Origin of the sequence: Sphingomonas sp. LC-1 (assembly GCF_025371035.1) — a bacterium.
GTDB lineage: Bacteria > Pseudomonadota > Alphaproteobacteria > Sphingomonadales > Sphingomonadaceae > Sphingomonas > Sphingomonas sanguinis_E.
This window is the reverse complement of the sequence record NZ_JANZXB010000003.1, coordinates 122,721-146,103: the sequence shown is the minus strand read 5'-3', so window position 1 is coordinate 146,103 and position 23,383 is coordinate 122,721. Positions and strand designations below refer to the sequence as shown.

Below are 23,383 nucleotides of genomic sequence, written 5' to 3'. Positions count from 1 at the left end.
AACGCGAAACGCCCTCCTTCCCCGCGGAAGGGGGGCGTTTTGTTTGGGGAGGCCGCTCCTCGCGCCAATCGATCCGGCCCGAAGCCTATCACCGCTCCCCGATCGCCCGCGACGCGGTGCATAGCTTCGCCCGGCCTCCAAGCGGCATCGGCACCGGCGCGCTTGCCCCATGCGGGCCATCGCGAAACGCCAGCAGGCGAAAGACATGCGCGATGCCGCCCTGCTCGACCCAGACCAGCCACAGGTCGCGCACGCGATAGGCGCGCAGGAATCGCGTTCGCGGCGGTGAGCCGGGCGACACGATGTCGGATCCGTTGAACGGCGAACCCGCCTCTGCGACGGGGTCCCCTATCGCATGACGCAGAGCCTGCCGGACCGAAGGGGGAAGGTCGGCCATCCGCCGCATCTCGGGTCCCGCCCCCTTGATCGGGCAGCCTGGCAGGTCGGGCATGGGCGCGACCCATGGCCTGACCGGTCGATCGGCGATCATCGCCATCATCATCGTGCCACCCCTTTCGTTCGCCGGGCGTTCAGTCGCCCGATGCCAAGGCTGACCGGTCCCGCCCCAATTGCAAAGCCGGTTGTGTCCGCAGGCCGACCCGCCGATAGAGGAAGCATGAAGCGTCTGATCGCCGCCTTCGCCGCCACGATCCTGCTCTGGGCGCAACCCGCCGCCGCGCAGTCCATCTTGCGCGATGCCGAAACCGAATCGCTGTTCGCCGACATGTCCGCGCCGATGATCAAGGCGGCCGGGCTGTCCCCGCGTGACGTGAAGATCGTCCTGATCAACGACGATTCGATCAACGCCTTCGTCGCGGGCGGGCAGATCGTCTATGTCCATTCCGGCCTGCTCCAGGCGGCGGACAATGTGAACGAGGTCCAGGGCGTCGTCGCGCACGAGCTGGGCCATATCGCCGACGGCCATGTCATCCTCAGCGAGCAGGCGATGAAGCCCGCCATGAAGATGCAATTGCTGTCGATGGTGCTGGGCCTCGCCACCATCGCCATGGGCGGCGGTGCGGCGGGCATGGGCGTGCTCGCGGCGGGGCAGCAGGCGGCGATGGGCCAGGTACTGGCCTTCACCCGCAATCAGGAATCGGCCGCCGACGCGGCGGGCGCGCGCTACCTGACGACCGCGGGTGTGACCGGCAAGGGAATGCTGAGCTTCTTCAAGAAGTTGCAGAACCAGCAATATCGCTATGGCTATGTCAATATCGATCCGTTCGCCCAGACCCACCCGCTTTCTTCGACGCGTATCCAGGCGCTGACCGCCGATCTTCAGGCCTCACCCGCCTGGAACAAGCCGATCGACCCCAAATTGCAGGAACGCTTTCTGCGGGTGAAGGCCAAGCTGTACGGCTATATCTCGCCGCCCGAGACGACGTTGCAGAAATTCCCCGACAGCGACCAGTCGGTCTATGCGCATTATGCCCGCGCCTATGCCTATCACAAGGCCGCCTATCCCGACAAAGCCGATGCCGAGGCGAGCGCGCTGATCGCCAAGGATCCCAACGATCCCTATTTCCAGGAAATCCAGGGCCAGATCCTGCTGGAGGCGGGCAAGCCGCAGGACGCGCTGGCCCCCTTGCGCGCCGCGACCATGGGATCGGGCCAGAATGCGCTGATCGCCACCACCTTCGGCCATGCGCTGATCGCGACCGAGGACAAGCGCAACCTGCCCGAAGCGGTGAAGGTGCTGAAGGTCGCGGTCCAGCGGGACGAGGACAATCCGTTCGCCTGGGTCCAGCTCGGCACCGCCTATGAGCAGCTGGGCGACACGCCGCGCGCCGCGCTGGCCACCGCCGAGCGGGCCAGCATGATGGGCGACACGCGCACCGCCATCCAGAGCGCACGCTACGCGCTCGCCAACCTCACCCCCAACACGTCCGAATGGATTCGGGCGCAGGATATTGCCATGACCTCTGCCGACGCCGCCGCCAGTTCGAAGAAGAAGCGCCGCTAATGGGCGTGAAGACATTGGCCGCGGTGGCGGTCGTCGGTGGCCTGGTCGGCGGCGGCACCGCACTGGCGCTGGCCCCGCTGGTCGCGCCCGGCGGCGCATCGGGCGACAGCGTGCGCGCCTATCTGCTGGACCATCCCGAAATCATTCCGGAAGCGATGCAGCGGCTTCAGGATCGCGAACAGAGCAAGGCGGTGGCCGCCATCGGTGGCGACCTGACCAAGCCCTTCGGCAGCGCCTATACCGGCAATCCCAAGGGCGATGTGACGCTGGTCGAGTTCTACGACTATAATTGCGGCTATTGCCGGGCCAGCCTGCCGCTGCTCAAGCAATTGACGGACGCTGATCCCAAGCTCCGCATCGTCTATCGCGAATTGCCGATCCTCGCGCCGTCGAGCAAGGCCGCGGCGCGCGCCAGCCTGCTCGCCGCGGCGCAAGGCAAGTTCGCCGCATTCCATGACGCGCTCTACGCCGGGGGGCCGGTCAGCGACGCGACCATCGCGGCGGCGGCGGCCAAGGCGGGCGTCGACATGAGCAAGATGGCCGCCTTCCAGCCCCAGGCCGATGCCGAAATCCGGCGCAATCTCGAGGCTGCGGGACGATTGGGTCTGACCGGCACGCCGAGCTGGATCGTCGGCAACCGCATCCTGTCGGGTGCGCTGCCGCTCGAGGAATTGCAAAAGGCCATCGCCGCCGCGCGAAACGGTTGATAAAGCGGCGATCTTCCAACGGGGGACTGCCGCATGACCGACCCGATCCTGTCCGTCGAGGGCGTGACCAAGACCTATAAGAGCGGGGTGACCGCGCTCCAGCCGGTCGACCTGACCATCCGGCGCGGCGAGATTTTCGCGCTGCTCGGCCCCAATGGCGCGGGCAAGACGACGCTGATCTCGATCGTGTGCGGCATCGTCACCCCCTCTGCGGGCGCGATCCGCGTCGACGGGCATGACGCCCTGCGCGATTATAAGGGTGCGCGGCGGAAAATCGGGCTGGTGCCGCAGGAACTGTCGGTCGACATGTTCGAGCGGGTCATCGACACGGTCAATTTCAGCCGGGGCCTGTTCGGCAGGGCACCCAACCCCGCTTATGTCGAGCAGGTGCTGCGCGACCTGTCGCTGTGGGACAAGCGCCATGCCAAGCTGATGGAGTTGTCCGGCGGTATGAAGCGCCGGGTGCTGATCGCCAAGGCGCTGTCGCACGAACCCGACCTGCTGTTCCTCGACGAACCCACCGCGGGCGTCGATGTCGAGCTGCGCCGCGACATGTGGAAGCTGGTCCACCGTCTGCGCGAGCGCGGCGTCACCATCATCCTGACCACCCATTATATCGAGGAGGCCGAGGAAATGGCCGACCGGGTGGGCGTGATCGCCAAGGGCCGCCTGCTCCTGGTCGAGGAAAAGGCCGAGATGATGAAGAAGCTCGGCAAGCGCGAAATGGTGCTGACGCTGGCCGAGCCGATGGCGGCGATCCCGCCCGCGCTGGCCGAATGGCACCTGGCGCTGGAGGATGACGGCAAGCGGCTTCGCTACATCTTCGATGCGCGGGCCGAGCATACGGGCATCCCCTCGCTGTTGCGGATGCTGGGCGAACTGGGAATCGGGTTCGTCGATCTGGAAACCTACAAATCCTCGCTGGAGGATATTTTCGTCGATCTGGTCGAGGGGACGCGCGCATGAACCTGCATGGCATATGGGCGATCTATCGCTTCGAGATGGCGCGGTTCCGGCGGACCGTGTGGACCAGCCTGATGGTGCCGGTCATCACCACGACGCTGTACTTCGTGGTGTTCGGCACCGCGATCGGATCGGCAATGAACCAGGTGTCGGGCGTTCCTTATGGCGCGTTCATCGTGCCGGGGCTGATGCTGCTCTCCATCTTCTCGGAAAGCATCCTGAATGCGAGCCTGGGCATCTACATGCCCAAATTCACCGGTACCATGTACGAGATATTGTCCGCGCCGCTGTCACCGATCGAAACGGTGCTGGGCTATGTCGGCGCGGCGGCGAGCAAGTCGATGGTGATCGGGCTGGTCATCCTCGCCACCGCCTATCTGTTCGTCGACCTGTCGATCCTCCACCCGATCGCGATGATCTTCTATCTTCTGCTGGTGGCAGTGACCTTTTCGCTGTTCGGCTTCGCGATCGGCATCTGGGCGCGCGGGTTCGAGCAGTTGCAGGTCATTCCGCTGCTGATCGTCACGCCGCTGACCTTTCTGGGCGGTGCCTTCTACTCGGTGACGATCCTGCCCGAGCCATGGCGGACGGTGACGCTGTTCAACCCGGTCGTCTATCTGATCAACGGCTTCCGCTGGACCTTCTTCGGCACGTCGGACGTGACGCCGGGGGTCAGCCTGGGCGTGACGGGGCTGTTTCTGCTGGCATGTCTGGCGTGGATCGGCTGGATCTTCCGCACCGGCTGGCGGCTGAAGAACTGATCCTCTCGAACGTCGCCCCAGCGCAGGCTGGGGCCTCTGGCAAGCACACCGTTCCGCCTTCAACGGCGTAGCGTCCCGCTCAGCAATGGCGTGACGACGAGGCCGTTCAGGTCCACCAACACATGGACCAGCATCACCACCCACAAGGCCCCGGTCATCAGGTACAGCCCGGTCATCACCGCCCCCAGGGCGGTGGTGGCGATGATCCCGGCCCACCCCTGATAGCGATGCATCGCCCCGAACAGCAGGAGCGACGCCAGGAAACCGACCCCCGCCTGCCCCGTCACCATTGCGATCAACAGCGGTAGATAGAGGCGGAAAAACGCCTCTTCCGTCACGCCCGCCATCACGCTGAGCGCCGCGCCATATTTCAGTTCGCGCCGTTCGCGGGGAAGAAGGGCCGACACATCGCCCAGCGGCTTGCGCTTGCGCAGGCGTGCCAGCACCGCCGCCGCCACCAACCCGCCGACCGCACCGCCGATCAGCATCGGCCGTATCGCATCGTCGTCGTGGAAGATCGACGGCATCGCACCCGCCAGCCCGCCAAACTCGCCCGGCATGACCGCCATCGCATCCAGCCGCCCGAGCAGGAGCAGTCCGACCAGCACCGGCGCCAGAAAGGCGAGCGCCGAACGAGCCAGCCACAGCCGGAACCGCATCCGGCGCGAATGACCATCGTTCAGCGCCTTGAATCGCCGATACTCGCCCAGATCGCCCTTCTGAAACCACCATATCCCCGCCAGCGAGGCGAAGAGGAGGACGGCGGCGAGGATCATAGGCGATGCTGCCCCTTCACCCAGCGGACCGTGCCGGACGAGGCGCGCATCACGACGCTCTCGGTCGTCATCACTTTGGCGTGCCGCTTCACACCCGCCAGCAGCGAGCCATCGGTCACGCCGGTCGCCGCGAAGATGCAGTCGCCCTGCGCCAGTTCGGTCAGGTCATATTGCTTGTCGAGATCGGTCACGCCCCATTTATGCGCACGAGACCGCTCGGCGTCATTACGGAACAGCAGCCGCCCCTTGAACTGCCCCCCGACGCAGCGCAGCGCGGCGCAGGCCAGCACTCCCTCCGGCGCGCCGCCCGACCCCATATAGACGTCGATCGTCGTTTCCGGGTCGGTGGTCGCAATCACGCCCGCCACATCGCCATCACCGATCAGCACCACGCCGCAACCCAGCGACCGCAACTCGGCGAACAGCCCTTCGTGACGCGGACGGTCGAGCACGCAGACCACGATATCGCCGGGCTTCACCCCCTTGGCCTCGGCAATGGCGCGAATATTGTCGCTGGGGCTGCGATCCAGGTCGATGACGCCCGCCGGATAGCCGGGGCCGACCGCGATCTTGTCCATATAGACGTCGGGCGCGTTGAGCAGATGCCCCTTCTCCGCGATCGCCAGCACCGCCAGGCTGTTCGGCCCCGCCTTGGCGCAGATGGTCGTGCCCTCCAGCGGATCGAGCGCGATGTCGATCTCCGGCCCCTGACCGGTGCCGACCTTTTCGCCGATGAACAGCATCGGCGCCTCGTCGCGCTCGCCCTCACCGATGACGACGGTGCCGTCCATGTCGAGTTCGTTGAGCGCGGCGCGCATCGCCTCGACCGCAGCCGCATCGGCCGCCTTTTCGTCGCCCCGACCGACCAGCGTGGACGCGGCGATCGCCGCCGCCTCGGTCACCCGCACCATTTCTAAGACGAGGACCCGGTCGAGGACGTCGCTGGCGGTCTGATGGTCGATCTGGCTCATAACTCTCCTGACGCCAAGGCGTTTGTTGAACATGTTTTACATGCCTTATCGCGCCGAATGGACGAGGAACAGTCCGAAAGCTTCGACGCCTGCGGCGGAAAGGGTGATCGGGGCGTTTGACCGATCCATGTTGCATCCTCATGATCGCCCACCATGCCCGACCCGATGATCGTGCTCGACCATCTGTGCCGCCGCTATGGCGCGGTGACGGCGGTCGATCATGTGTCGTTGACGATCGCGCGCGGTACGTTCGTCGCGCTGGTCGGTGCGTCGGGATCGGGCAAATCGACTTTGCTGCGGACGATCAATCGGCTGGAAACACCCGATAGCGGTCGCGTCCTCATCGACGGACGCGACGTCATGGCGGAGCCGCCCCACGCCCTGCGCCGCCGAATCGGCTATGTCTTTCAACAGCATGGCCTGTTCCCCCACATGACGGTGGCGGGCAATATCGCGATCGGCTTCCGCCTGACCGGACGCACGACAGGCGGACGGGTGGAGGAGATGCTCGATCTGGTCGACCTGCCCCGCGATGTGGCGAACCGCATGCCCGATGCCCTGTCCGGCGGTCAGCGCCAGCGGGTCGCGATCGCCCGCGCCCTGGCGACCGAACCGCCGATCCTGTTGCTCGACGAAGCGCTGGGCGCGCTCGACCCGGTGACCCGCGATGCGGTGGCGGGGCGGTTGGTGGCGCTTCATGAAAGACTGGGGCTGACGACGCTGCTCGTCACCCATGACATGGCGGAGGCGCTGCTGACGGCGGACCGGGTGCTGGTGATGGAGCGCGGGCGGATCGTCGCCGACGCCACGCCCGCGCAACTGGTCGCGGGCGAAGGCGGCGCGGCGGCGCAAGCGCTGATGGCGGTGCCCCGGCACCAGGCCGAGCGGCTGGCGGCGCTGCGGGCATGAGCGGTTTCCTCGACGCCCTGTCGCGCATACCCCCGCTCCTCGCCCAGCATGTGCTGGTCAGCATGGCCGCGCTGCTGCTCGGCATCGTCATTGCGGTGCCGCTGGCCTTTGCCTGTGCGCGGCGACCGGGCCTGTCGCGGGTCGCGCTGGGCCTGGCAAGTCTGGTGCAGACCATTCCGGCGCTGGCCCTGCTTGCGCTCTTCTATCCCGTGCTGCTCAGCCTGTCGGGGTTGGTCGGCGGCGGGATACCGGCGCTGGGTTTCCTGCCGTCCTTGCTGGCGCTGACGCTGTATGCGCTGTTGCCGATCCTGCGAAACGGGGTGACGGGGCTGCTCGGGCTCGATCCGGCGGTGTTGCAGGCCGCCGACGCCGTGGGGATGACACGGGGCCAGAAGCTGCGTCTGGTCGAGGCCCCCCTGGTCGCGCCGGTGCTGGCGGCCGGTATCCGGACGGCGGCGGTGTGGACGATCGGCGCGGCCACGCTGTCCACCACGGTCGGGCAGCCGTCGCTCGGCGATATGATCTTTGCCGGGCTGCAGACCCAGGCCTGGACATTGGTGCTGGCCGGATGCGTGGCGGCGGCGGCGCTGGCGCTGGCAGTCGATGCGCTGATCGGGCTGATCGAGCGGGGTCTGGCACGTCGCAAGCGGGGCCTGTGGATCGGCGGGCTGGTCGCGCTGGCGCTCGGCTGCGGGCTGGCGACGCAACCGCTCTGGCCGCATCGGGGCGAGCCGCGCCGCGAGGTGGTGATCGGCGCCAAGAACTTTTCGGAGCAATATATCCTCGCCCGGCTGATCGGCGACCGTCTGACCCGTGCCGGCTATTCGGTCAGCTATCGCGACGGGCTGGGTTCGGCGGTGGCGTTCGAGGCGACGGCGGCGGGCCGGGTGGACGTCTATGTCGATTATGCGGGGACGCTGTGGACCACCGCGATGCACCGGCATGATTCCCCGGCTCGAAACGCGATGCTGGCGGCCCTCGAACAATGGACGGCGACCCGCGATGTCACGATGCTGGGGCCGCTGGGGTTCGAAAATGCCTATGCCTTTGCGATGAAGACGCCGCTGGCGAACCGGCTGGGCGTGCGCTCGCTGAGCGATCTGGCGGGGGTCGCGCCGCGCCTGAAACTGGGCAGCGATCTGGAATTTCTCGACCGGCCCGAATGGGCGGCGGTGCGCGATGCCTATGCGCTGCATTTCGCCGGCATGACGCCGTACAGCCCAACCTTCATGTACCGCGCGCTGGATAGCGGGCGGGCGGATGTCATCTCCGCCTTTTCCTCGGACGGGCGGATCGCGGCGGATCGACTGACGGTGCTGAGCGATCCGAAGCGGGCGATCCCCGGCTATGACGCGGTGTTGCTGGTGGCGAAGGATCGCGCCGGCGACTCGAAATTCGTGGAGGCGCTGCGCCCGATGCTGAACCGCATTCCGGTCGAGGCGATGCGCGAGGCGAACTACCGGGTCGACCGGAATGACGCGGCCAAGGAAAGCCCGGAAGCGGCGGCGCGGTGGCTGGCCAAGCGGGTGGGATTGTAATTTGGTTCACGCGAAGCCGCGAAGACGCGAAGCAGAAAAGATTTTGGTTCGCGCGGAGGCGCGGAGACGCGGAGGAGGGTCGCGCTGGGCGATCGTTCTGTTTTTTTCACAGGCAAATTAGGCAGGATGAAGGCTGTCGCCGTGCCCAACACCTCTGCGTTCTCCGCGCCTCCGCGCGAAACTCATTCTTCTTCGCGACTTCGCGGCTTCGCGTGAACCTTAAGCCCCTCCCGCAGGCGGGAGGGGCTTGCTAGAATCAGTCGCGCAGCAGGTCGTTGATGCTGGTCTTCGAGCGGGTCTGTGCATCGACGCGCTTGACGATCACCGCGCAGTACAGGCCCGGCTTGCCATCCACCGAAGGCGTCGTGCCGGGCACCACCACCGAATAAGGCGGCACATGGCCGCGGAAGACTTCGCCCGTCTCGCGATCGATGATCTTGGTCGAAGCGCCCAGATAGACGCCCATCGACAGCACCGCGCCCTCACCGACGCGAACGCCCTCGGCGACTTCGGCCCGCGCGCCGATGAACGCGCCGTCCTCGATGATGACCGGCCCCGCCTGCAGCGGCTCCAGCACGCCGCCGATGCCCGCGCCGCCCGACAGATGGACGTTCTTGCCGATCTGTGCGCAGCTGCCCACGGTCGCCCAAGTGTCGACCATCGTACCCTCACCGACATAGGCGCCGATATTGACGAAGCTGGGCATCAGAATCGCGCCCTTGGCGACATGCGCGCCGCGCCGCACGACCGAGCCGGGCACCGCGCGGAAGCCGGCAGCGCGGAATTCGGCTTCCGACCAGCCGCTGAACTTCGACGGCACCTTGTCGAACCAGTGGCCCGCACCGGGCCCGTTATCGATCAGGACATTGTCGTTGAGGCGGAACGACAGCAGCACCGCCTTTTTCAGCCACTGGTTGACCGTCCAGCCGCCATTGCCATCGGGCTCGGCGACGCGCGCCTCGCCCCGGTCGAGCAGTGCCAGCGCGCGGTCGACGGCGATCCGCGCCTCGCCCTGGGTGGCGAAATCCAGCTCGGCCCGGTTTTCCCAGGCAGCATCGATGGTGGCGGCCAGTTCGTGAGCCATCGTCAGTCCTCCAAAATGCTCGTCAGCCACGGCGTCAGCGCGTGGACGGTGTAGTCGATATGGTCGCGGGCGGCCTCGGGCCCCTGTTCGGAGCCGTTGTCGACCCACACGGTCGTCATCCCGATCGCCTTGGCGGGGATCAGGTTGCGCGCCATGTCCTCAAAGAAGATGGCACGGGTCGGATCGATGTCGAACGCCGCGCACAGCCCCGCATAGGCGGATGGCTGCGGCTTGGGGACGAGACCCATGGCGGTGATGTCGTGCACCGCCTCGAAATGGCTGCCCAGCCCCAGCCGGTCGAGCACCTTCAGCGCATAGGGCTTGTCGCCATTGGTGAAGACCAGCTTGCGCCCCGGCAGCTTGGCCAGCGCGGCGGCGAGCGGCGCGTCCTGTTCCAGCACGTCCATCTCGATATCGTGGACATAGGCCAGGAAAGCGGCGGGATCGACATCATGCTCGGCCATCAGCCCGGCCAGCGTCGTGCCGTGCGCATGGAAATATTCCTTCTGCACGCGGAACGCTTCGTCAGGCTCCAGCCCCAGCAGCTCGCCGACGAACGCGGTCATTCGCCGGTCGATATGCGCGAACAGATTGGCGCTCGCGGGATAGAGCGTATTGTCCAGATCGAAGATCCAGGCGTCGATATGGGCAAGGGCGGGCAGCATCGCGGCCAGCGTTTAGGCGCGCGGCCGAAGCGTCGCAAGCCGTGCATCGCGGATCGGGCCATCATCCGGGCCCGATCGTCCCGACTTGTCCTTTCCCCCCTCTCGCGCCCCCTTCGCACCGGGTCCAACCCGCTCTATGACAATCCGACAAGCCAAGGGCGCGGGGCGAAGGGTAAAATGGCGGGGATCGGTTCGGCGCGCGGAATGGCGATGGGGGGCATGGCCTGTGCCATGACGGCGATGCTGTCGGCCTGTGGCGGGGGTGGCGGCGTCCAGTCGACCCCGACACCCCCGACCGTCACGCCGACACCGACTCCATCCCCTACGCCGACGCCCACCCCGACACCGGCACCGACGCAGAATTACGACACGGCGGGCTACCGCGCGACGAGCGGCGCAGTGTCGATGAACGCGCTGGCCGCCTATCAGCGCGGGGCGACCGGCGCGGGCGTGACGCTAGGCGTGATCGATTCGGGGCTCGATACGCGGACCGGGCTGTTCACCGGACGAATTGCCAGCGCCTCGACCGATCTTGCGGGCACGCGGGGCACCGGGGACGAGGACGGGCATGGCACCGCCGTCACCTTCACCGCCGCGGGCGGACGCGGCGGCAACCGCGCCCAGGGCGTGGCGTTCGATTCGACCATCCTGGTCCTGCGCGCCGACGAGCCGGGCAGTTGCGGGACGAGCAGCGGCACCGATGGCGGGCTGGGCGGCAAATGCTCCTTCTCCTCCACCTCGATCGCGCGCGGGCTGGACGTCGCGCGGCAGGCGGGGGCCCGGGTGGTCAACATCTCGCTCGGCTCCAACGACACCCCGCCCTCCGCGCTGCTGGCCGCGATCAACCGGGCCACCGCCGCCGGAATGGTGATCGTCATCTCCGCCGGGAATGACGGCGAGTCCGATCCGACCTTGCTGGCGCAGATCGCGAACAATGATTCGGTGGCGCGCGGACAGGTCATCATCGCCGGATCGATCGGACAGAGCGGCACCATCTCTTCCTTCAGCAACCGGGCGGGTCAGTCCGCCGCCCATTATCTGACCGCGCTGGGCGAGCGGGTGGAGGCCCCGGATGCCAGCGGTACGCGGCTGCTCTGGTCGGGTACCTCCTTTGCCGCGCCGCAGATCACCGGCGCGGCCGCGCTGCTGGCCCAGGCCTTTCCCAACCTGACCGGGGCGCAGATCGCCGACCTGCTGCTTCGCACCGCGCGCGAGGCGGGGACCGGCGGTACCGACAGCGTCTATGGCCGGGGCACGCTGGACCTGACCGCCGCCTTCCAGCCGGTCGGCGCGATGAGTGTCGCGGGCGGCACCGCCGCGGTGTCGATGACGGTCAATGCGCGGCTTTCCCCCGCCATGGGCGATGCGCGGGTGCAGGGGCTGAACCTCGTCGCGCTGGACGGCTATGCCCGCGCCTATCAGGTCGATCTGTCCGCCACCGTGGCGCAGGCGAGCCCCCGTGCATTGCTCGCCCCCGCGCTGCTCGGCCGGATCGAGGGCGCAGCGGTCCGCGACGGCACCCGCACGGTTGCGCTGACCAGTGCGGTGCAGATGCCCGGCGAAGCCCGGCTGCGTGCCATCGTCCCCGCCGATGCGTCCGGCGCAACCCGCCGGATCGTCGCGGGCAGCGTGACCCAAATGCTCAGCCCGGACACGATGGTCGGGTTCGGCTTCGCCAGCGCCGGGGACGCGCTGATCTCCGGCTGGACGGGGCAGTCGGGCGCGGCCTTTCTGCTCGCGGATCCCGGCTTCGGCGTCGACCGAGCGCCCCGCGCCTCGGCCGCGCTGCATCACCGGCTGGGCGGACTGGGGGTGAGCATGATGGCCGAGAATGGCCGTTTCGCCGCCCCCGCCCCGGGGATGGTCCCGCCGACCTATGACCAGGCCAGCCTGGCAGTCGACCGCCCGCTGGGGCCGGTGGCGTTGATGATGGGCGTCACGCGACTGGCCGAGCGATCGACCGTGCTGGGCGGCTGGTTCGGCGGCGCGCTGGGACAGGCGCGGGGGACGAGCTGGTTCGCCGACACCTCCGCCCGGTGGAGCGATGCGGGCGGCGGCTGGGCGCTGGCGATGCGCTGGCGCAGCGGATGGACCCGCGCGGATGGCGGACTGGGCGGCGGGATGCTGGCCAGCCGGTCCTGGTCGGTCGAGGCGGGCAAGCGTGGCCTGTTCGGCGGCGACCAGCTCGACCTTCGCCTGTCCCAACCCTTGCGGGTGATGACCGGTGGGCTTGACCTGCGCCTGCCGTCGCATTGGGACTATGCCGGGGGACAGGTCGATGGCTGGACCACCAACCGCCTGTCGCTCGCCCCGACGGGCCGCGAGTTGTTGGCGGAGCTGCGCCATGCGGTGCCGCTGGGCGCCGGGCAATTGTCGACCCATATCTTCTGGCGGCGCGATTCCGGCCATATCGCCGCCCTGCCGCCCGAGCGCGGGATGGCGATGAAGTATGGCTTGACCTTCTGATACGCGGTCTTGGCTGGCGGGGGCGGCCGCGCATCCCCATCTAGCTGTCATGACACGCTATTCCTTGCTCGATCTGGTGCCCGTCATCGAAGGCGGCACCGTGGCGCAGGCGTTGGCCAACGCCGCCGACCTCGCCGCCCATGCGGAGGCAAGCGGCTTCCACCGATATTGGACCGCCGAGCATCACGGCATGACGGGCATTGCATCGGCCGCAACGGCCGTGGTGCTAGCGCATGTCGGTGCGGCGACCAGGACGATCCGGATCGGTGCGGGCGGCATCATGCTGCCCAATCACGCACCGCTGACCATCGCCGAGCAGTTCGGGACGCTCGATGCGCTGTTCCCCGGCCGGATCGACCTGGGGCTGGGCCGCGCGCCCGGATCGGACCAGCGCGTCGCCCGCGCGCTGCGCCGGACGCTGGACAGCGATCCCAACGCCTTCCCGCGCGACGTGATGGAGCTGCAAAGCTATTTCGCCGATGACGGCCAGACCGGCATCGTCGCGACGCCGGGCGCGGGGGCAAAGCCCCAAATGTGGATATTGGGGTCGAGCCTGTACGGCGCGCAACTCGCCGCCGCGCTGGGGCTTCCCTACGCCTTCGCCTCGCATTTCGCGCCCGACGCGCTGGACGATGCGCTGGCCATCTATCGGCGGGATTTCCGGCCCTCGGCGGTGCTGGACAAGCCCTATGCGATGGCGGGGTTCAACGTCTTCGCCGCCGATACCGATGAGGAAGCGGAATTGCTGGCGAGTTCGCAGCAACAAGCCTTCGTCGCCCTGCGCACCGGTCGCCCCGGCAAACTCCCCCCGCCCGTCCCCGGCTATCGCGATAGTCTCGGCGTACAAGGCGCGGCGATTCTCGGATCCGTCCTGTCCTGCTCGGCAATCGGCTCGCGGGAGACGGTAGAGCGTCAGCTTGCCGCCTTTGTCGAGCGGACCAAGGTCGATGAGGTGATGGTGGTGAGTGCGATCTTTGACCATGAGGCGCGCAAGCGCTCGATCGGCATTGCGGCGCGGGCGATGGATGCCCTGGAGACGGTGACGGCCTGATCCTGGAATTTCGCGCGGAGGCATGACGGCGCGAAGGAAATTTTGTTCGCGCGGAGGCGCGGAGAACGCGGAGGTGTCGTACCTGGCGGCACCGCCCGTCCTTCACCCCCACCGGCTCGTGAGGAAGTATCGAGCGTGCCGCTCGGCACACCCCCTCCGCGTTCTCCGCGCCTCCGCGCGAACCGGAAAGTCGGAAGGTGCTACCCCACCGCTGCCGGAAGGCGGAGCCGGACCAGCAGCCCGCCCAGATCCTCGCTTTCCTCCAGCGACACCGTGCCGCCGTAAATCTCCGCCACGTCGCGCACGATGGCGAGGCCCAGGCCGGTGCCGGGCTTGCCCGTGTCGAGCCGGACGCCGCGGTCGAAGATGCGGACGCGTTCGTTCTCGGGAATGCCGGTGCCGTCGTCCTCGACCAATATCTCGACGAACCCGGCCTGGGCTCCCACCGTCACGAAGACGCTGCCGCCGCCATATTTGGCCGCGTTCTCGACCAGATTGCCCAGCATCTCGTCTAGATCCTGCCGCTCGACATGGACCGCCAGGTCCTTGGGCCCGTCAATGTCGATACGGACATGGCGATAGAGGCGGCCCACGGCGCGCTCGACCGATTCCAGGCTGGGCCAGACATCCGCCCGGCTATGCGCGGAGCCGCGCCGCCCGACCGCACGGGCGCGGGCGAGATGGTGGTCCACCTGTCGCCGCATCGTCCGCGCCTCACGGATCACGGTCTCGGACAGATCTTCGGACTTGGCGGTCGCGGCGTTCATGATGACGGTCAGCGGCGTCTTGAGCGCATGGGCGAGATTGCCGGCATGACGCCGCGCTTCCTCGGCCTGCTTCTCGTTATGCTCGATCAGCGCGTTGAGTTCCTCGACCATCGGCGCCACTTCGTTGGGCATCGCATCGGAAATGCGATTGGCCCGCCCGGCGCGCATCTCGGCAATCTCCTCACGCACCCGGCGAAGCGGATAGAGGCCGTAAAAGGTCTGCATTGCGGCCATCAGCAACAGGCCGACTCCGAGCAGCGCGAAGCTGCGCACCAGGGTCCGGCGAAGCGCCCCGATCTGCGCATCGAGCCCCGTCGTGCGCTGCGCCACCTGGAACCGCCAGCGCACGTCCGATCCGGGCAGTTTCACATCGCGTTCGACGATGCGCAGCCGTTCATCGGGAAATTGGTTGCTGGTATAGACGTGGATCGTATCGTCATTGTGCGGCGTGCCATAGGCCAGATGCCGATCCCACAGCGACCGGGACGGAAAGGGATCATGCCCCTTGCCCGACACCTGCCAATAGACGCCCGATCCGGGTTCCAGAAAACCCTGATCGGCGGGTTCGCGATTGAACCAGACCTCGCCCTGCGAATCCACCGCGGCGGATACGAGCAGGGATTGCAGCACATAGGCCTGGCGATCGTCGAAATTCTGCGTGACCGCCGTCACCAGCACCCGGTCGAGTGCGAAACCGCCGCCGGTCAGCAGGACCAATATCCACGCCGCCGCGATCAGGATCATGCGACGCGACAGCGATCCCGTCCGCAGGGTCGGGCGCGAGGTGTGTCCGTCCTTCACGAGGAACTGGCCTTCAGGCCACCGCCCCTGCCGCGCCGCCCGCCGCCGGATCGTCCAGGCTGTATCCTAGGCCCCGGATGGTCGTGATCACATCCTGGCCCAGCTTCTTGCGGATACGCGTCACGAACACCTCGATCGTGTTCGAATCGCGGTCGAAATCCTGGTCATAGATATGCTCGATCAGCTCGGTACGGCTGACCACCTTGCCCTTGTGATGGAGCAGATAGGAGAGCAGCTTATATTCCTGCGCGGTCAGCTTCACCGGCTCGCCCGCGCGGGTGACCTTGCCCGAACGCGTGTCGAGGCGGACATCGCCTGCCGTCAGCTCGGACGAGGCATTGCCGCTGGCGCGGCGGATCAGCGCGCGGAGGCGGGCGATCAGTTCCTCGGTCTGGAACGGCTTGGCGACATAATCGTCGGCCCCAGCATCCAGCCCGGCGACCTTGTCCGACCAGCTGTCGCGCGCGGTCAGGACGAGGACCGGCGTGGTCTTGCCCTCCTTGCGCCACCGGTCGAGCACGGTCAGCCCGTCGATTTCGGGCAGACCCAGGTCGAGGACGATCGCATCGTAACTCTCGGTCGAGCCCAGGAAATGCCCCTCCTCGCCATCGGTGGCAAGGTCGATGGCATAGCCCGCCCCCTCCAGGGTGGACTTCAACTGCTGGCCGAGATTGGGCTCGTCCTCGACGATCAGAACGCGCATCGCAAAACTCCTATCATTCCCCTTTGGCGGAAGCGGCGGCGGTCAGCCGTCGGTCCGGCCGATGACCTTGCCGGTACGCCCGTCCACTTCCACCCAGATGACCGTTCCATTGCGCAGGAATTTGAGCGTGTAAATCTGTGCGCTCGCATCATAGTCGAAACCGATATATTGCGAATCGCGCATAGTGGGCACGACCCGCTGTTCGATTTCACGTAACGACAAATTGCCTTCCCGGCGCGCCTGGAACGCGCGCATCTGGTCACCGCGACGCTGATCGGGGGCCATTCCCATCAAAGGCTCAACCATCGGCGGCGAACCCATTGGTGCGGCAAGCAGAGCCAAAAGGACGGTCATCGACATGAAACTGGCATAGCGGGCAACCGTTGAACAGCCTCTGAATGGATCATACAGCGGCGCGACAGCGCGCGAGGCGCTTGCCCGGTTCCCCCCGCGCCCCTAACTGCAATGCCATCATGGCAGCACCCGTTCTTTCCTACGAAGACCTGGGCCTTGTTCAAGGCTCGGGCTGGCTCTTCCGGCATCTCGACATCCATATCGGTCCGCGCGACCGGCTGGCGCTGATCGGGCGTAACGGGGCGGGCAAATCGACGCTCCTGAAGCTGATCGCGGGGATCATCGATTCGGACGAGGGGCGGCGTATGATCGTGCCCGGCACCCATGTCGTTTATCTCGAGCAAGACCCCGACCTGACCGGCTGCGCCACGCTGATGGACTATGTCCTGTCGGGCGAAGGCGCGCCGGAAAGCTATGAGGCGGAGGCGATCGCCGGACAGCTCGGCATCGACCTTACCCGCGATGCCTCGACCGCCAGCGGCGGCGAGAAGCGGCGCGCGGCGATCGTGCGCGCGCTGGCGATGAATCCCGACGTGCTGCTGCTCGACGAGCCGACCAACCATCTCGACCTCGCAGCGATCGAATGGCTGGAGGACTGGCTGAAGCGCTTCACCGGCGCGTTCGTCGTCATCAGCCATGACCGCACCTTCCTGACCCGCCTCACCAAGTCGACGCTGTGGCTCGACCGCGGCCAGATGCGGCGCAACGAGGTGGGTTTCGGCGGCTTCGACGCCTGGACCGAACAGGTCTATGCCGAGGAACAGCGCGCCGCCGAGAAGCTCGACGCCAAGCTCAAGATCGAAGAGCATTGGCTCCACCGGGGCGTCACCGCGCGGCGCAAGCGCAACCAGGGCCGTCTGGAAAAGCTGCACCAGATGCGCGCCACCCGCGCCGCGATGATCGGGCCGCAGGGCGCGGCGAAGCTGGGCATCGCGTCGGACGATGTGAAGACCAAGGAGGTCATCAAGGCCGAGCATGTCACCAAGCGCTATGGCGACCGCACGATCATCAAGGACCTGAGCCTGAAGGTGACGCGCGGCGACCGGATCGGCCTGGTCGGCGCAAACGGCGCGGGCAAGACGACGCTGCTCAAGCTGCTGACCGGCGAGATCGAGCCGGACGAAGGCACGGTCTTCCTCGCCAAGACGCTGGACGGCGTCATCATCGACCAGCAGCGCAAGCTGATGGCCCCGGAAAAGCGGGTGCGCGAGGTGCTGGCGGACGGCGGCGACTGGATCGACGTGCGCGGGGTCCGCAAGCATATCCACGGCTATCTCAAGGAGTTCCTGTTCGACCCCTCGCTGGCCGAGGCGAAGATCGGGACACTGTCGGGCGGCGAGCGGTCGCGTCTGCTGCTCGCCCGCGAATTCGCCCGCGAATCCAATCTGCTGGTGCTCGACGAGCCGACCAACGATCTCGACCTGGAGACGCTCGACCTGCTTCAGGAGGTGATCGGCGACTATGACGGCACCGTCCTGATCGTCAGCCACGACCGCGACTTCCTCGACCGCACGGTGACGGTGACGCTGGGGCTCGACGGGTCGGGCACGGTCGATGTGGTGGCTGGCGGCTATGCCGATTGGGTCGCCAAGCGCAAACAGCCGACGGAAGCGAAGAAGGCCCCGGCCAAGGCCGCCCCCTCCCCCGCCGCCCCCGCACAGGCCAAGACCAAGCTGAGCTACAAGGACCAGCGCGACTACGAACTGCTGCCCAAGCGGGTCGAGGAACTGGAGTCGGGAATTGCACGCGACGAGGCGAAGCTCGCCGACCCCGACCTTTATGCCAAGGACCCCGCCCAGTTCGACCGGTTGATGAAGGCGATCGAAAAAGCGCGCGAGGAAAAGGACGCGGCCGAGATGCGTTGGCTGGAACTGGCCGAACAGGCGGAGGCGCTGGCGGGGTGACCCCCCGCCCCGCGCGCGTCAGTTGGTGATGCGCGCGGTCGCCACCGCATTCTGGAACAGCGCGTCGAGGGCGCTGTATATGTCCTGGTCGGTCGTGACCTTGGTATAGAGGCCGGCCGAGGCACAGGCCTTCAGCGCCGGTTCGACCTTGTAGAGATAGGGCGCGACCGCCGATTGCCCGAACCGGTTACCGGTCAGCGATTCCGGCAGATATTCCGTATAGAGCACCGCGATACGAACGCCGCGCGCCTTGATCATGTCGCATTTGGCGGTGTCGATCACGACCTCCGGCTGGTTGTTGGTCCGGCGTTCGTCGCGCACCCCGTCGGTGACGATGAACATCACCGCCTGCGGCGCATTTCTGTTGATCCCGGTGCCGGGGTCGGTGATCAACTGGCTGTTCATCTGTTCCATGGCGTCGCTGACCGCCGTGTCATTGTCCCCATAACCCGGATCGGTCGTCTTGCAGGCCGAGGTGGGGCACCCGTTCTTGTAGAATTGATAGGGGACCAGGTCCTGCGTGGTCTGCGCCGCATCGGCCATTCTGTCGGTTCGCCGCTGAAGAATGGAGAACGCACCCTGTCCGCGGAAGGTCGCGATCGCGATCCGATAGTCGGCGCCATTCTTGCTCGACGTGCTGGTGGCGTTCGCGGCGAGCTTGGACACCGCGCGTCCCTCCTCATCGATACGCAGGGGCAGGCCATAGGATTTGGCGACGCCGTACAGGTCCGTCATATTGCCGTTCCTGTCCCGCCCCATCGGCGTGCCGGTGACCGTATGACAGGCGAATTGGCAACCGCTCGAATTGCTGGCCGCGACCTTGGCCAATCCGGCGGTGGTGGTGGGCAGCGCCATCGAGTTGGACACGTCGAGCAGCATGTAGAAGTCGATATCCGGCGCGGTCGCGTTGGTCGTCGCCGACTTGCCCGAAATGGTCAGGTTGTTCAGCCCCATGACGCGGGCAAAGACGTTGCTCGATGTCGCGCGATAGCTGACCGTCGCGGTCCGGCGGCCACTGGCGTCGGTGGGGGCCTGGATCGTCAGGTTGGACAGCGTGATCCCGCTCGACTTTATCAGGGACGCCGATTGCAGCACGAAGAACTGCCGGGCGACATAGGCCGCATAGCCGTCATCCGCCTGCATCGCGCTCTTGCTGACCGCCAGCAGGGCGGCGGCGTCGGCAATGGCATTCAGCTTGGTCTGCGACTTCATGGCGCGGGCGTAATCGACCCCCATGCCGATCGAGCATGTCAGCGGCGCCAGTGCCAGCGCGAACATCATCATGACGTTGCCACGACGCTGGCGGAGCATGGTACGGAGCGAAAAGCTCCGGGTAAGGGCCATGGTCACAGACAGTCCGGACAATTGATCTGGTCGGTGTTGCGGGGGATCATGTAAAGCGAATCCTTGAGCGCCAGCGGCCCGATCGCCCCGAAGGAATTGGGCGGGCGGTAGGCATAAGTGACTTCGGCAAACAGGAAATAGGTGCCGTTCAGTCGCATTTCGGGCGGGATGGTGATCGCACTGCCGCGGACATAGGGCGCGATGTTCAGGCCCCGGCTCCACATCACGCTCGTCCGGCCGTCGACCGTCCCGACCTGGGTGACGCGGACCGTCGCCCCGCTCGCGGCATAGGGCAGCAGCACCTGCGTCGCGAGTTTCAGATTGTCGTCGACCTCGCGCGCGGAAATCTGGCTGGTGGTGTTCTGCGAGATCAGGTCGCTGGCCGCACGGGTGGCGATCGTCACCTTGCGGTTGCAGGCGATCCCGTCCTGAAGCTGAACTCCGCCCAGATACAGAACCAGCATCACCGGCAGGGTCAGCGCGAACTCGACCATCGCGACCCCGCGCCGGTCGCGCATGGCCGCGACGCGGCGCGACAGGCCCCGGATCACGTATAGGCCTCGGACTTGGAGACCGAGGTCGCCATCAGGACGGTCTGCCCACTGCCCTTGCCGGTCAGGTCGGCGTTCGGCGCGACCCGCATCGGCCAGAGATAGATGAAGCGGACCATGACCAGCGCCCCTTGCTCGCCCAGATCATAGGAAAAGCTGTTGGTCGGCTTTCCATTCGCATCGAAGGTCAGCGACATGGCATTGCTGCCCAGCGCGGTACCGGTCGCAGCACTCTTCACATCGACGTAAAGCCGCGCGCAGGACATGAACGAGGGCAGCGCGGCGCAGCCGTTCCGACGGAAGCGCTCGGCGAGTTGGGCCTGGGTCATGCCGGTGCCGCTGCCCTGTATGTCGCCGGCCTGGGCCTGGCCGGTGATGACGCTGCGCGCCGCGACCTCGACCGCGCTCTCCAGCGCCTCCTGCGCCAGATAGGCCAGGCTGGCCTGCATGATCGCGAGCAGCAGCGCGATGAACGGCGTCGCGACAAGCGCGAACTCGACGATCGTCGCCCCACGCGCATCGAAAAGGATCGAACGCGAAGGGCCGGAGCGACGGCGCGGGAGGGAGGGGAATGGCATGTCTGGGCAGGTCTCTTGCCTGCCCATATCGGTCACAACTCGTTAAAACTTCCGCAAGCGATCGCGGACCCGAAACGATTTTTTCGTTACGGACCCGATATTTCCGCCCTATCGAAGCGCACGGGCATAGAGCGCCAGCGTCCAGCCCATGGCCTGGAGAAACAGGGCCGGATCGTAACGCGGCCCCTCGTCGCGCAGGAAGGCGTGCTGCCCCGCCACCTCATGCCATTCGTACGAAGCGCCGACCTCTTCCAGCCGCGCACGGATCGTCTCACGCCCGGCATAGGGGACGTGCGGATCCTGCCGCCCCCAGACGAACATCGTCTCCGCCTTCAATTCGGCCATCCGCGCCAGGCTGTCGTCCGAACGCCCTTCGCCCAGCGTGCCCGAATGGATGTCGGTCGCATAGAAACAGGCCGCTGCCGACACGCGCGGGTCGAGCGCAGCGCGATAGGCCAGATGCCCGCCCAGGCACACGCCGAACGTCCCGAGCCGCCCATTGCAGGCCGGATGCGCCGCCAGCGCACCCAGCCCCGCCGCCGCATCCGCGTCATAGGCCGCAACCGGCTTGGTAAATTTCAGGTCGTTGCCGCGATCCGTGCCCGGCTTGTCATAGGCCAGCACCGTGCCCGCCGGTTCATATTCATGATAGACCTCGGGCACCGCCACGACATAGCCCTGTCCCGCCAGCATCGCCGCCAGCCGCCGGATCGGCGCGGTCACCTGATAGATTTCGGAAAACAGCATGACGCCGGGAAAGCGCCCCTCGATCGCGGGGCGGAAGATATGCATCCGCATCGGGCCCGATCCGGGCACCTCGACATCCTGGAACTCGTCGCTGCGTATGATCATGGCGGGCCTTCCTTTGCTGGGCGTCGTCCTTCGCATCCTGGCGCGGCGGCGGCAATCGGCCTAGTTGCGCTTGCGGGGCGACGTCACGCCATTATCGTGCCGGTGATGGAGCGGCGAACGAGACGACTGGCGTTGTTGAGCGCGGCCTGGGCGATCGGGCTGATCGCATCGGGATGGCACCCCTTCGACCGGGCGACATGGTGGATGGAGATCGCGCCCGTGCTGATCGCACTGCCTCTGCTCTGGGCATGGCGGCGGCACTTTCCGCTGACCGAGCTGGCAATGCTGCTGATCGGGGTGCATGGGCTGATCCTGATGCTCGGCGGCGCGTACAGCTATGCGCGGGTTCCCGCCGGAGGCTGGGTGCAGGACTGGCTGCATCTGGCGCGCAATCCCTATGATCGGCTCGGCCATTTCGCGCAGGGCTTCGTACCCGCGATCGTGTTTCGCGAATGGCTGGTCCGGCGCGGCGGCTTGACGAAGGGCGGGATGCTGACCCTCTTGGTCCTCGCCTGCTGCCTGGCGGTTAGCGCGACCTATGAATTGATCGAGTTCGGGGCGGCCATGGCACTGGGTCAGGGAGCGGATGAGTTTCTGGGGACGCAGGGTGATCCCTGGGATACGCAATGGGATATGCTGATGTGCCTTATCGGCGCGGTAACGGCGGTGGTGACGCTGTCACGCGTCCATGATCGGCAGATGGCGGGCATGGTGAGGGGACAGGCACGGGGGGGATGATTCCATGCCCCATCGGTGGTAGAAGCACCGTACCCGAAACCCGGAGTTCTCGACATGGTCCAGCGGCACCGCTGACGCGGCACAGGTCATCACGGCGGTACGAACCGCCTTCCCTGCCCCCAATGTTTTCGAGAAACTTATGCCACGTTTGCAGAACAAGACTTGCGTCGTCACCGGCGCAGGCCGCGGGATCGGCCATGCCATCGCCCGCCGCTTTCACGAGGAGGGCGCGACCGTCATTTTGACCGACCGCGACAGCGAAACGGGATCGCACGCCGCAGCGGCGATGGGATGCCGGTTCGAACCGCTCGACGTCGCCGAGGAAGCGGACTGGACCCGGCTGGCCAGGTTCATACCCGTCGCCGATGTCGTCGTGAACAATGCCGGGATCACCGGGTTCGAGCATGGCCCCGTCGCCCACGACCCGGAACATGCGAGCCTGGAGGATTGGCGCGCGGTGCACCGGGTCAATCTGGACGGCACCTTTCTGGGATGCCGCTATGCGATCGGCGCGATGAAGGCGAAGGGAACGGGCGCGATCATCAATATCTCGTCGCGCTCGGGCCTGGTCGGTATTCCGGGGGCAGCGGCCTATGCCTCGTCCAAGGCGGCGATCCGCAACCATAGCAAGACGGTCGCGCTTTACTGTGCGCAACAGGGATGGACGATTCGCTGCAACTCGATTCACCCGGCCGCCATATTGACGCCGATCTGGGAGCCGATGCTGGGTGAAGGCGCGGAACGCGATGCGCGGATGGCGACCCTGGTCGCCGACACCCCGCTCAAGCGCTTCGGCGACGCGGATGAGGTCGCGGCGATCGCGGTCATGCTTGCCTCGGACGAAGCGACCTATGTGACCGGTGCGGAGTTCAACATCGATGGCGGCCTGCTGGCCGGGTCGGCGGCGGCGCCCGGTTGATTTTCGGCCGCGATCGCA

23 protein-coding genes are annotated in these 23,383 nt (G+C 66.7%); 11 read left to right on the top strand and 12 right to left on the bottom strand.

Features of this window, described 5'->3' with window-relative positions:
* Positions 1-88: 88 nt before the first annotated feature.
* Positions 89-502 (bottom strand): hypothetical protein, encoded by a 414-nt coding sequence (locus tag NZL82_RS05585; protein ID WP_261268788.1) that lies wholly within the window; start codon positions 500-502, stop codon positions 89-91.
* 114 nt (positions 503-616) lie between these two features.
* On the opposite strand from NZL82_RS05585, the gene NZL82_RS05580 reads away from it, so the two are divergent.
* From NZL82_RS05580 to NZL82_RS05565, 4 genes are read left to right on the top strand one after another with little or no spacing between them, the layout of a single operon-like run.
* The gene (locus NZL82_RS05580; protein ID WP_261268787.1) at positions 617-1,963 is read left to right on the top strand and encodes a M48 family metalloprotease; all 1,347 of its coding nucleotides are present in this window, start codon (positions 617-619) and stop codon (positions 1,961-1,963) included.
* Complete coding sequence (locus NZL82_RS05575; protein ID WP_261268786.1) at positions 1,963-2,670, top strand: DsbA family protein; 708 nt, start codon at positions 1,963-1,965, stop codon at positions 2,668-2,670. The genes NZL82_RS05580 and NZL82_RS05575 overlap by 1 nt, the downstream gene beginning before the upstream one ends.
* Before the next feature lie 33 nt (positions 2,671-2,703).
* Complete coding sequence (locus tag NZL82_RS05570; RefSeq protein WP_261268785.1) at positions 2,704-3,636, top strand: ABC transporter ATP-binding protein; 933 nt, start codon at positions 2,704-2,706, stop codon at positions 3,634-3,636.
* A complete protein-coding gene (locus NZL82_RS05565; RefSeq protein ID WP_261268784.1) occupies positions 3,633-4,394 on the top strand; it encodes an ABC transporter permease in 762 nt (253 codons plus the stop codon). The genes NZL82_RS05570 and NZL82_RS05565 overlap by 4 nt, the downstream gene beginning before the upstream one ends.
* 59 nt (positions 4,395-4,453) lie before the next feature.
* On the opposite strand, the gene NZL82_RS05560 is transcribed toward NZL82_RS05565, so the two are convergent.
* Both NZL82_RS05560 and glpX read right to left on the bottom strand, forming a co-directional pair.
* Positions 4,454-5,170 carry a CPBP family intramembrane glutamic endopeptidase gene (locus tag NZL82_RS05560; RefSeq protein ID WP_261268783.1) on the bottom strand — a complete coding sequence of 239 codons (717 nt, stop codon included), beginning with the start codon at positions 5,168-5,170 and terminating at the stop codon, positions 4,454-4,456.
* Complete coding sequence (gene glpX, locus NZL82_RS05555; RefSeq protein ID WP_261268782.1) at positions 5,167-6,141, bottom strand: class II fructose-bisphosphatase; 975 nt, start codon at positions 6,139-6,141, stop codon at positions 5,167-5,169. Before glpX ends, NZL82_RS05560 begins: the two co-directional genes overlap by 4 nt.
* A 153-nt stretch (positions 6,142-6,294) precedes the next feature.
* Here glpX and NZL82_RS05550 point away from each other — a divergent pair, with 153 nt between their 5' ends.
* Both NZL82_RS05550 and NZL82_RS05545 read left to right on the top strand, forming a co-directional pair.
* The gene (locus NZL82_RS05550) at positions 6,295-7,050 is read left to right on the top strand and encodes an ATP-binding cassette domain-containing protein (protein ID WP_261268781.1); all 756 of its coding nucleotides are present in this window, start codon (positions 6,295-6,297) and stop codon (positions 7,048-7,050) included.
* Positions 7,047-8,588, top strand: a complete 1,542-nt coding sequence (locus NZL82_RS05545; protein ID WP_261268780.1) for a glycine betaine ABC transporter substrate-binding protein — start codon at positions 7,047-7,049, stop codon at positions 8,586-8,588. The genes NZL82_RS05550 and NZL82_RS05545 overlap by 4 nt, the downstream gene beginning before the upstream one ends.
* A 256-nt stretch (positions 8,589-8,844) precedes the next feature.
* Here NZL82_RS05545 and dapD read toward each other — a convergent pair whose 3' ends face one another.
* Positions 8,845-9,672 (bottom strand): 2,3,4,5-tetrahydropyridine-2,6-dicarboxylate N-succinyltransferase, encoded by an 828-nt coding sequence (dapD, locus tag NZL82_RS05540; protein ID WP_261268779.1) that lies wholly within the window; start codon positions 9,670-9,672, stop codon positions 8,845-8,847.
* 2 nt (positions 9,673-9,674) lie between these two features.
* Positions 9,675-10,337, bottom strand: coding sequence for a pyrimidine 5'-nucleotidase (locus NZL82_RS05535; protein WP_261268778.1), 663 nt, complete (start codon positions 10,335-10,337; stop codon positions 9,675-9,677).
* Positions 10,338-10,556: 219 nt separating this feature from the next.
* Here NZL82_RS05535 and NZL82_RS05530 point away from each other — a divergent pair, with 219 nt between their 5' ends.
* Together NZL82_RS05530 and NZL82_RS05525 are read left to right on the top strand one after the other, a co-directional pair.
* Complete coding sequence (locus NZL82_RS05530; protein ID WP_261268777.1) at positions 10,557-12,803, top strand: S8 family peptidase; 2,247 nt, start codon at positions 10,557-10,559, stop codon at positions 12,801-12,803.
* A 49-nt stretch (positions 12,804-12,852) separates the two neighbouring features.
* Positions 12,853-13,854, top strand: a complete 1,002-nt coding sequence (locus NZL82_RS05525; RefSeq protein ID WP_261268776.1) for an LLM class flavin-dependent oxidoreductase — start codon at positions 12,853-12,855, stop codon at positions 13,852-13,854.
* 200 nt (positions 13,855-14,054) lie between these two features.
* On the opposite strand, the gene NZL82_RS05520 is transcribed toward NZL82_RS05525, so the two are convergent.
* From NZL82_RS05520 to NZL82_RS05510, 3 genes are all read right to left on the bottom strand, one after another.
* Entirely contained in the window at positions 14,055-15,365 is a 1,311-nt protein-coding gene (locus tag NZL82_RS05520; protein WP_261269046.1) for a HAMP domain-containing sensor histidine kinase, read from the bottom strand.
* Positions 15,366-15,435: 70 nt separating this feature from the next.
* Positions 15,436-16,125, bottom strand: coding sequence for a response regulator transcription factor (locus NZL82_RS05515; protein ID WP_261268775.1), 690 nt, complete (start codon positions 16,123-16,125; stop codon positions 15,436-15,438).
* 42 nt (positions 16,126-16,167) lie between these two features.
* On the bottom strand, positions 16,168-16,479 hold the full coding sequence (locus NZL82_RS05510; protein ID WP_314732872.1) for a hypothetical protein: 312 nt from the start codon (positions 16,477-16,479) through the stop codon (positions 16,168-16,170).
* Positions 16,480-16,598: 119 nt separating this feature from the next.
* On the opposite strand from NZL82_RS05510, the gene NZL82_RS05505 reads away from it, so the two are divergent.
* Entirely contained in the window at positions 16,599-18,383 is a 1,785-nt protein-coding gene (locus NZL82_RS05505) for an ABC-F family ATP-binding cassette domain-containing protein (RefSeq protein ID WP_261268773.1), read from the top strand.
* Between the two features lie 18 nt (positions 18,384-18,401).
* Here the strand turns inward: NZL82_RS05505 and NZL82_RS05500 are convergent, their stop codons facing one another.
* The 4 genes from NZL82_RS05500 to NZL82_RS05485 all read right to left on the bottom strand — a co-directional run bounded on the left by NZL82_RS05500 (position 18,402) and on the right by NZL82_RS05485 (position 21,708).
* Positions 18,402-19,727 (bottom strand): TadE/TadG family type IV pilus assembly protein, encoded by a 1,326-nt coding sequence (locus NZL82_RS05500; protein ID WP_261268772.1) that lies wholly within the window; start codon positions 19,725-19,727, stop codon positions 18,402-18,404.
* A 2-nt stretch (positions 19,728-19,729) separates the two neighbouring features.
* Positions 19,730-20,278, bottom strand: coding sequence for a TadE/TadG family type IV pilus assembly protein (locus NZL82_RS05495; protein ID WP_261268771.1), 549 nt, complete (start codon positions 20,276-20,278; stop codon positions 19,730-19,732).
* Complete coding sequence (locus NZL82_RS05490) at positions 20,275-20,856, bottom strand: TadE/TadG family type IV pilus assembly protein (protein WP_261268770.1); 582 nt, start codon at positions 20,854-20,856, stop codon at positions 20,275-20,277. Before NZL82_RS05490 ends, NZL82_RS05495 begins: the two co-directional genes overlap by 4 nt.
* Positions 20,857-20,964: 108 nt before the next feature.
* Positions 20,965-21,708 carry a dienelactone hydrolase family protein gene (locus NZL82_RS05485; protein WP_261268769.1) on the bottom strand — a complete coding sequence of 248 codons (744 nt, stop codon included), beginning with the start codon at positions 21,706-21,708 and terminating at the stop codon, positions 20,965-20,967.
* A 105-nt stretch (positions 21,709-21,813) separates the two neighbouring features.
* On the opposite strand from NZL82_RS05485, the gene NZL82_RS05480 reads away from it, so the two are divergent.
* Together NZL82_RS05480 and NZL82_RS05475 are read left to right on the top strand one after the other, a co-directional pair.
* Positions 21,814-22,446 carry a DUF2238 domain-containing protein gene (locus NZL82_RS05480; RefSeq protein WP_261268768.1) on the top strand — a complete coding sequence of 211 codons (633 nt, stop codon included), beginning with the start codon at positions 21,814-21,816 and terminating at the stop codon, positions 22,444-22,446.
* 139 nt (positions 22,447-22,585) lie between these two features.
* Positions 22,586-23,365: an SDR family oxidoreductase gene (locus NZL82_RS05475; protein WP_261268767.1), complete on the top strand. Its 780-nt coding sequence runs from the start codon at positions 22,586-22,588 to the stop codon at positions 23,363-23,365.
* Positions 23,366-23,383 lie beyond the last annotated feature (18 nt).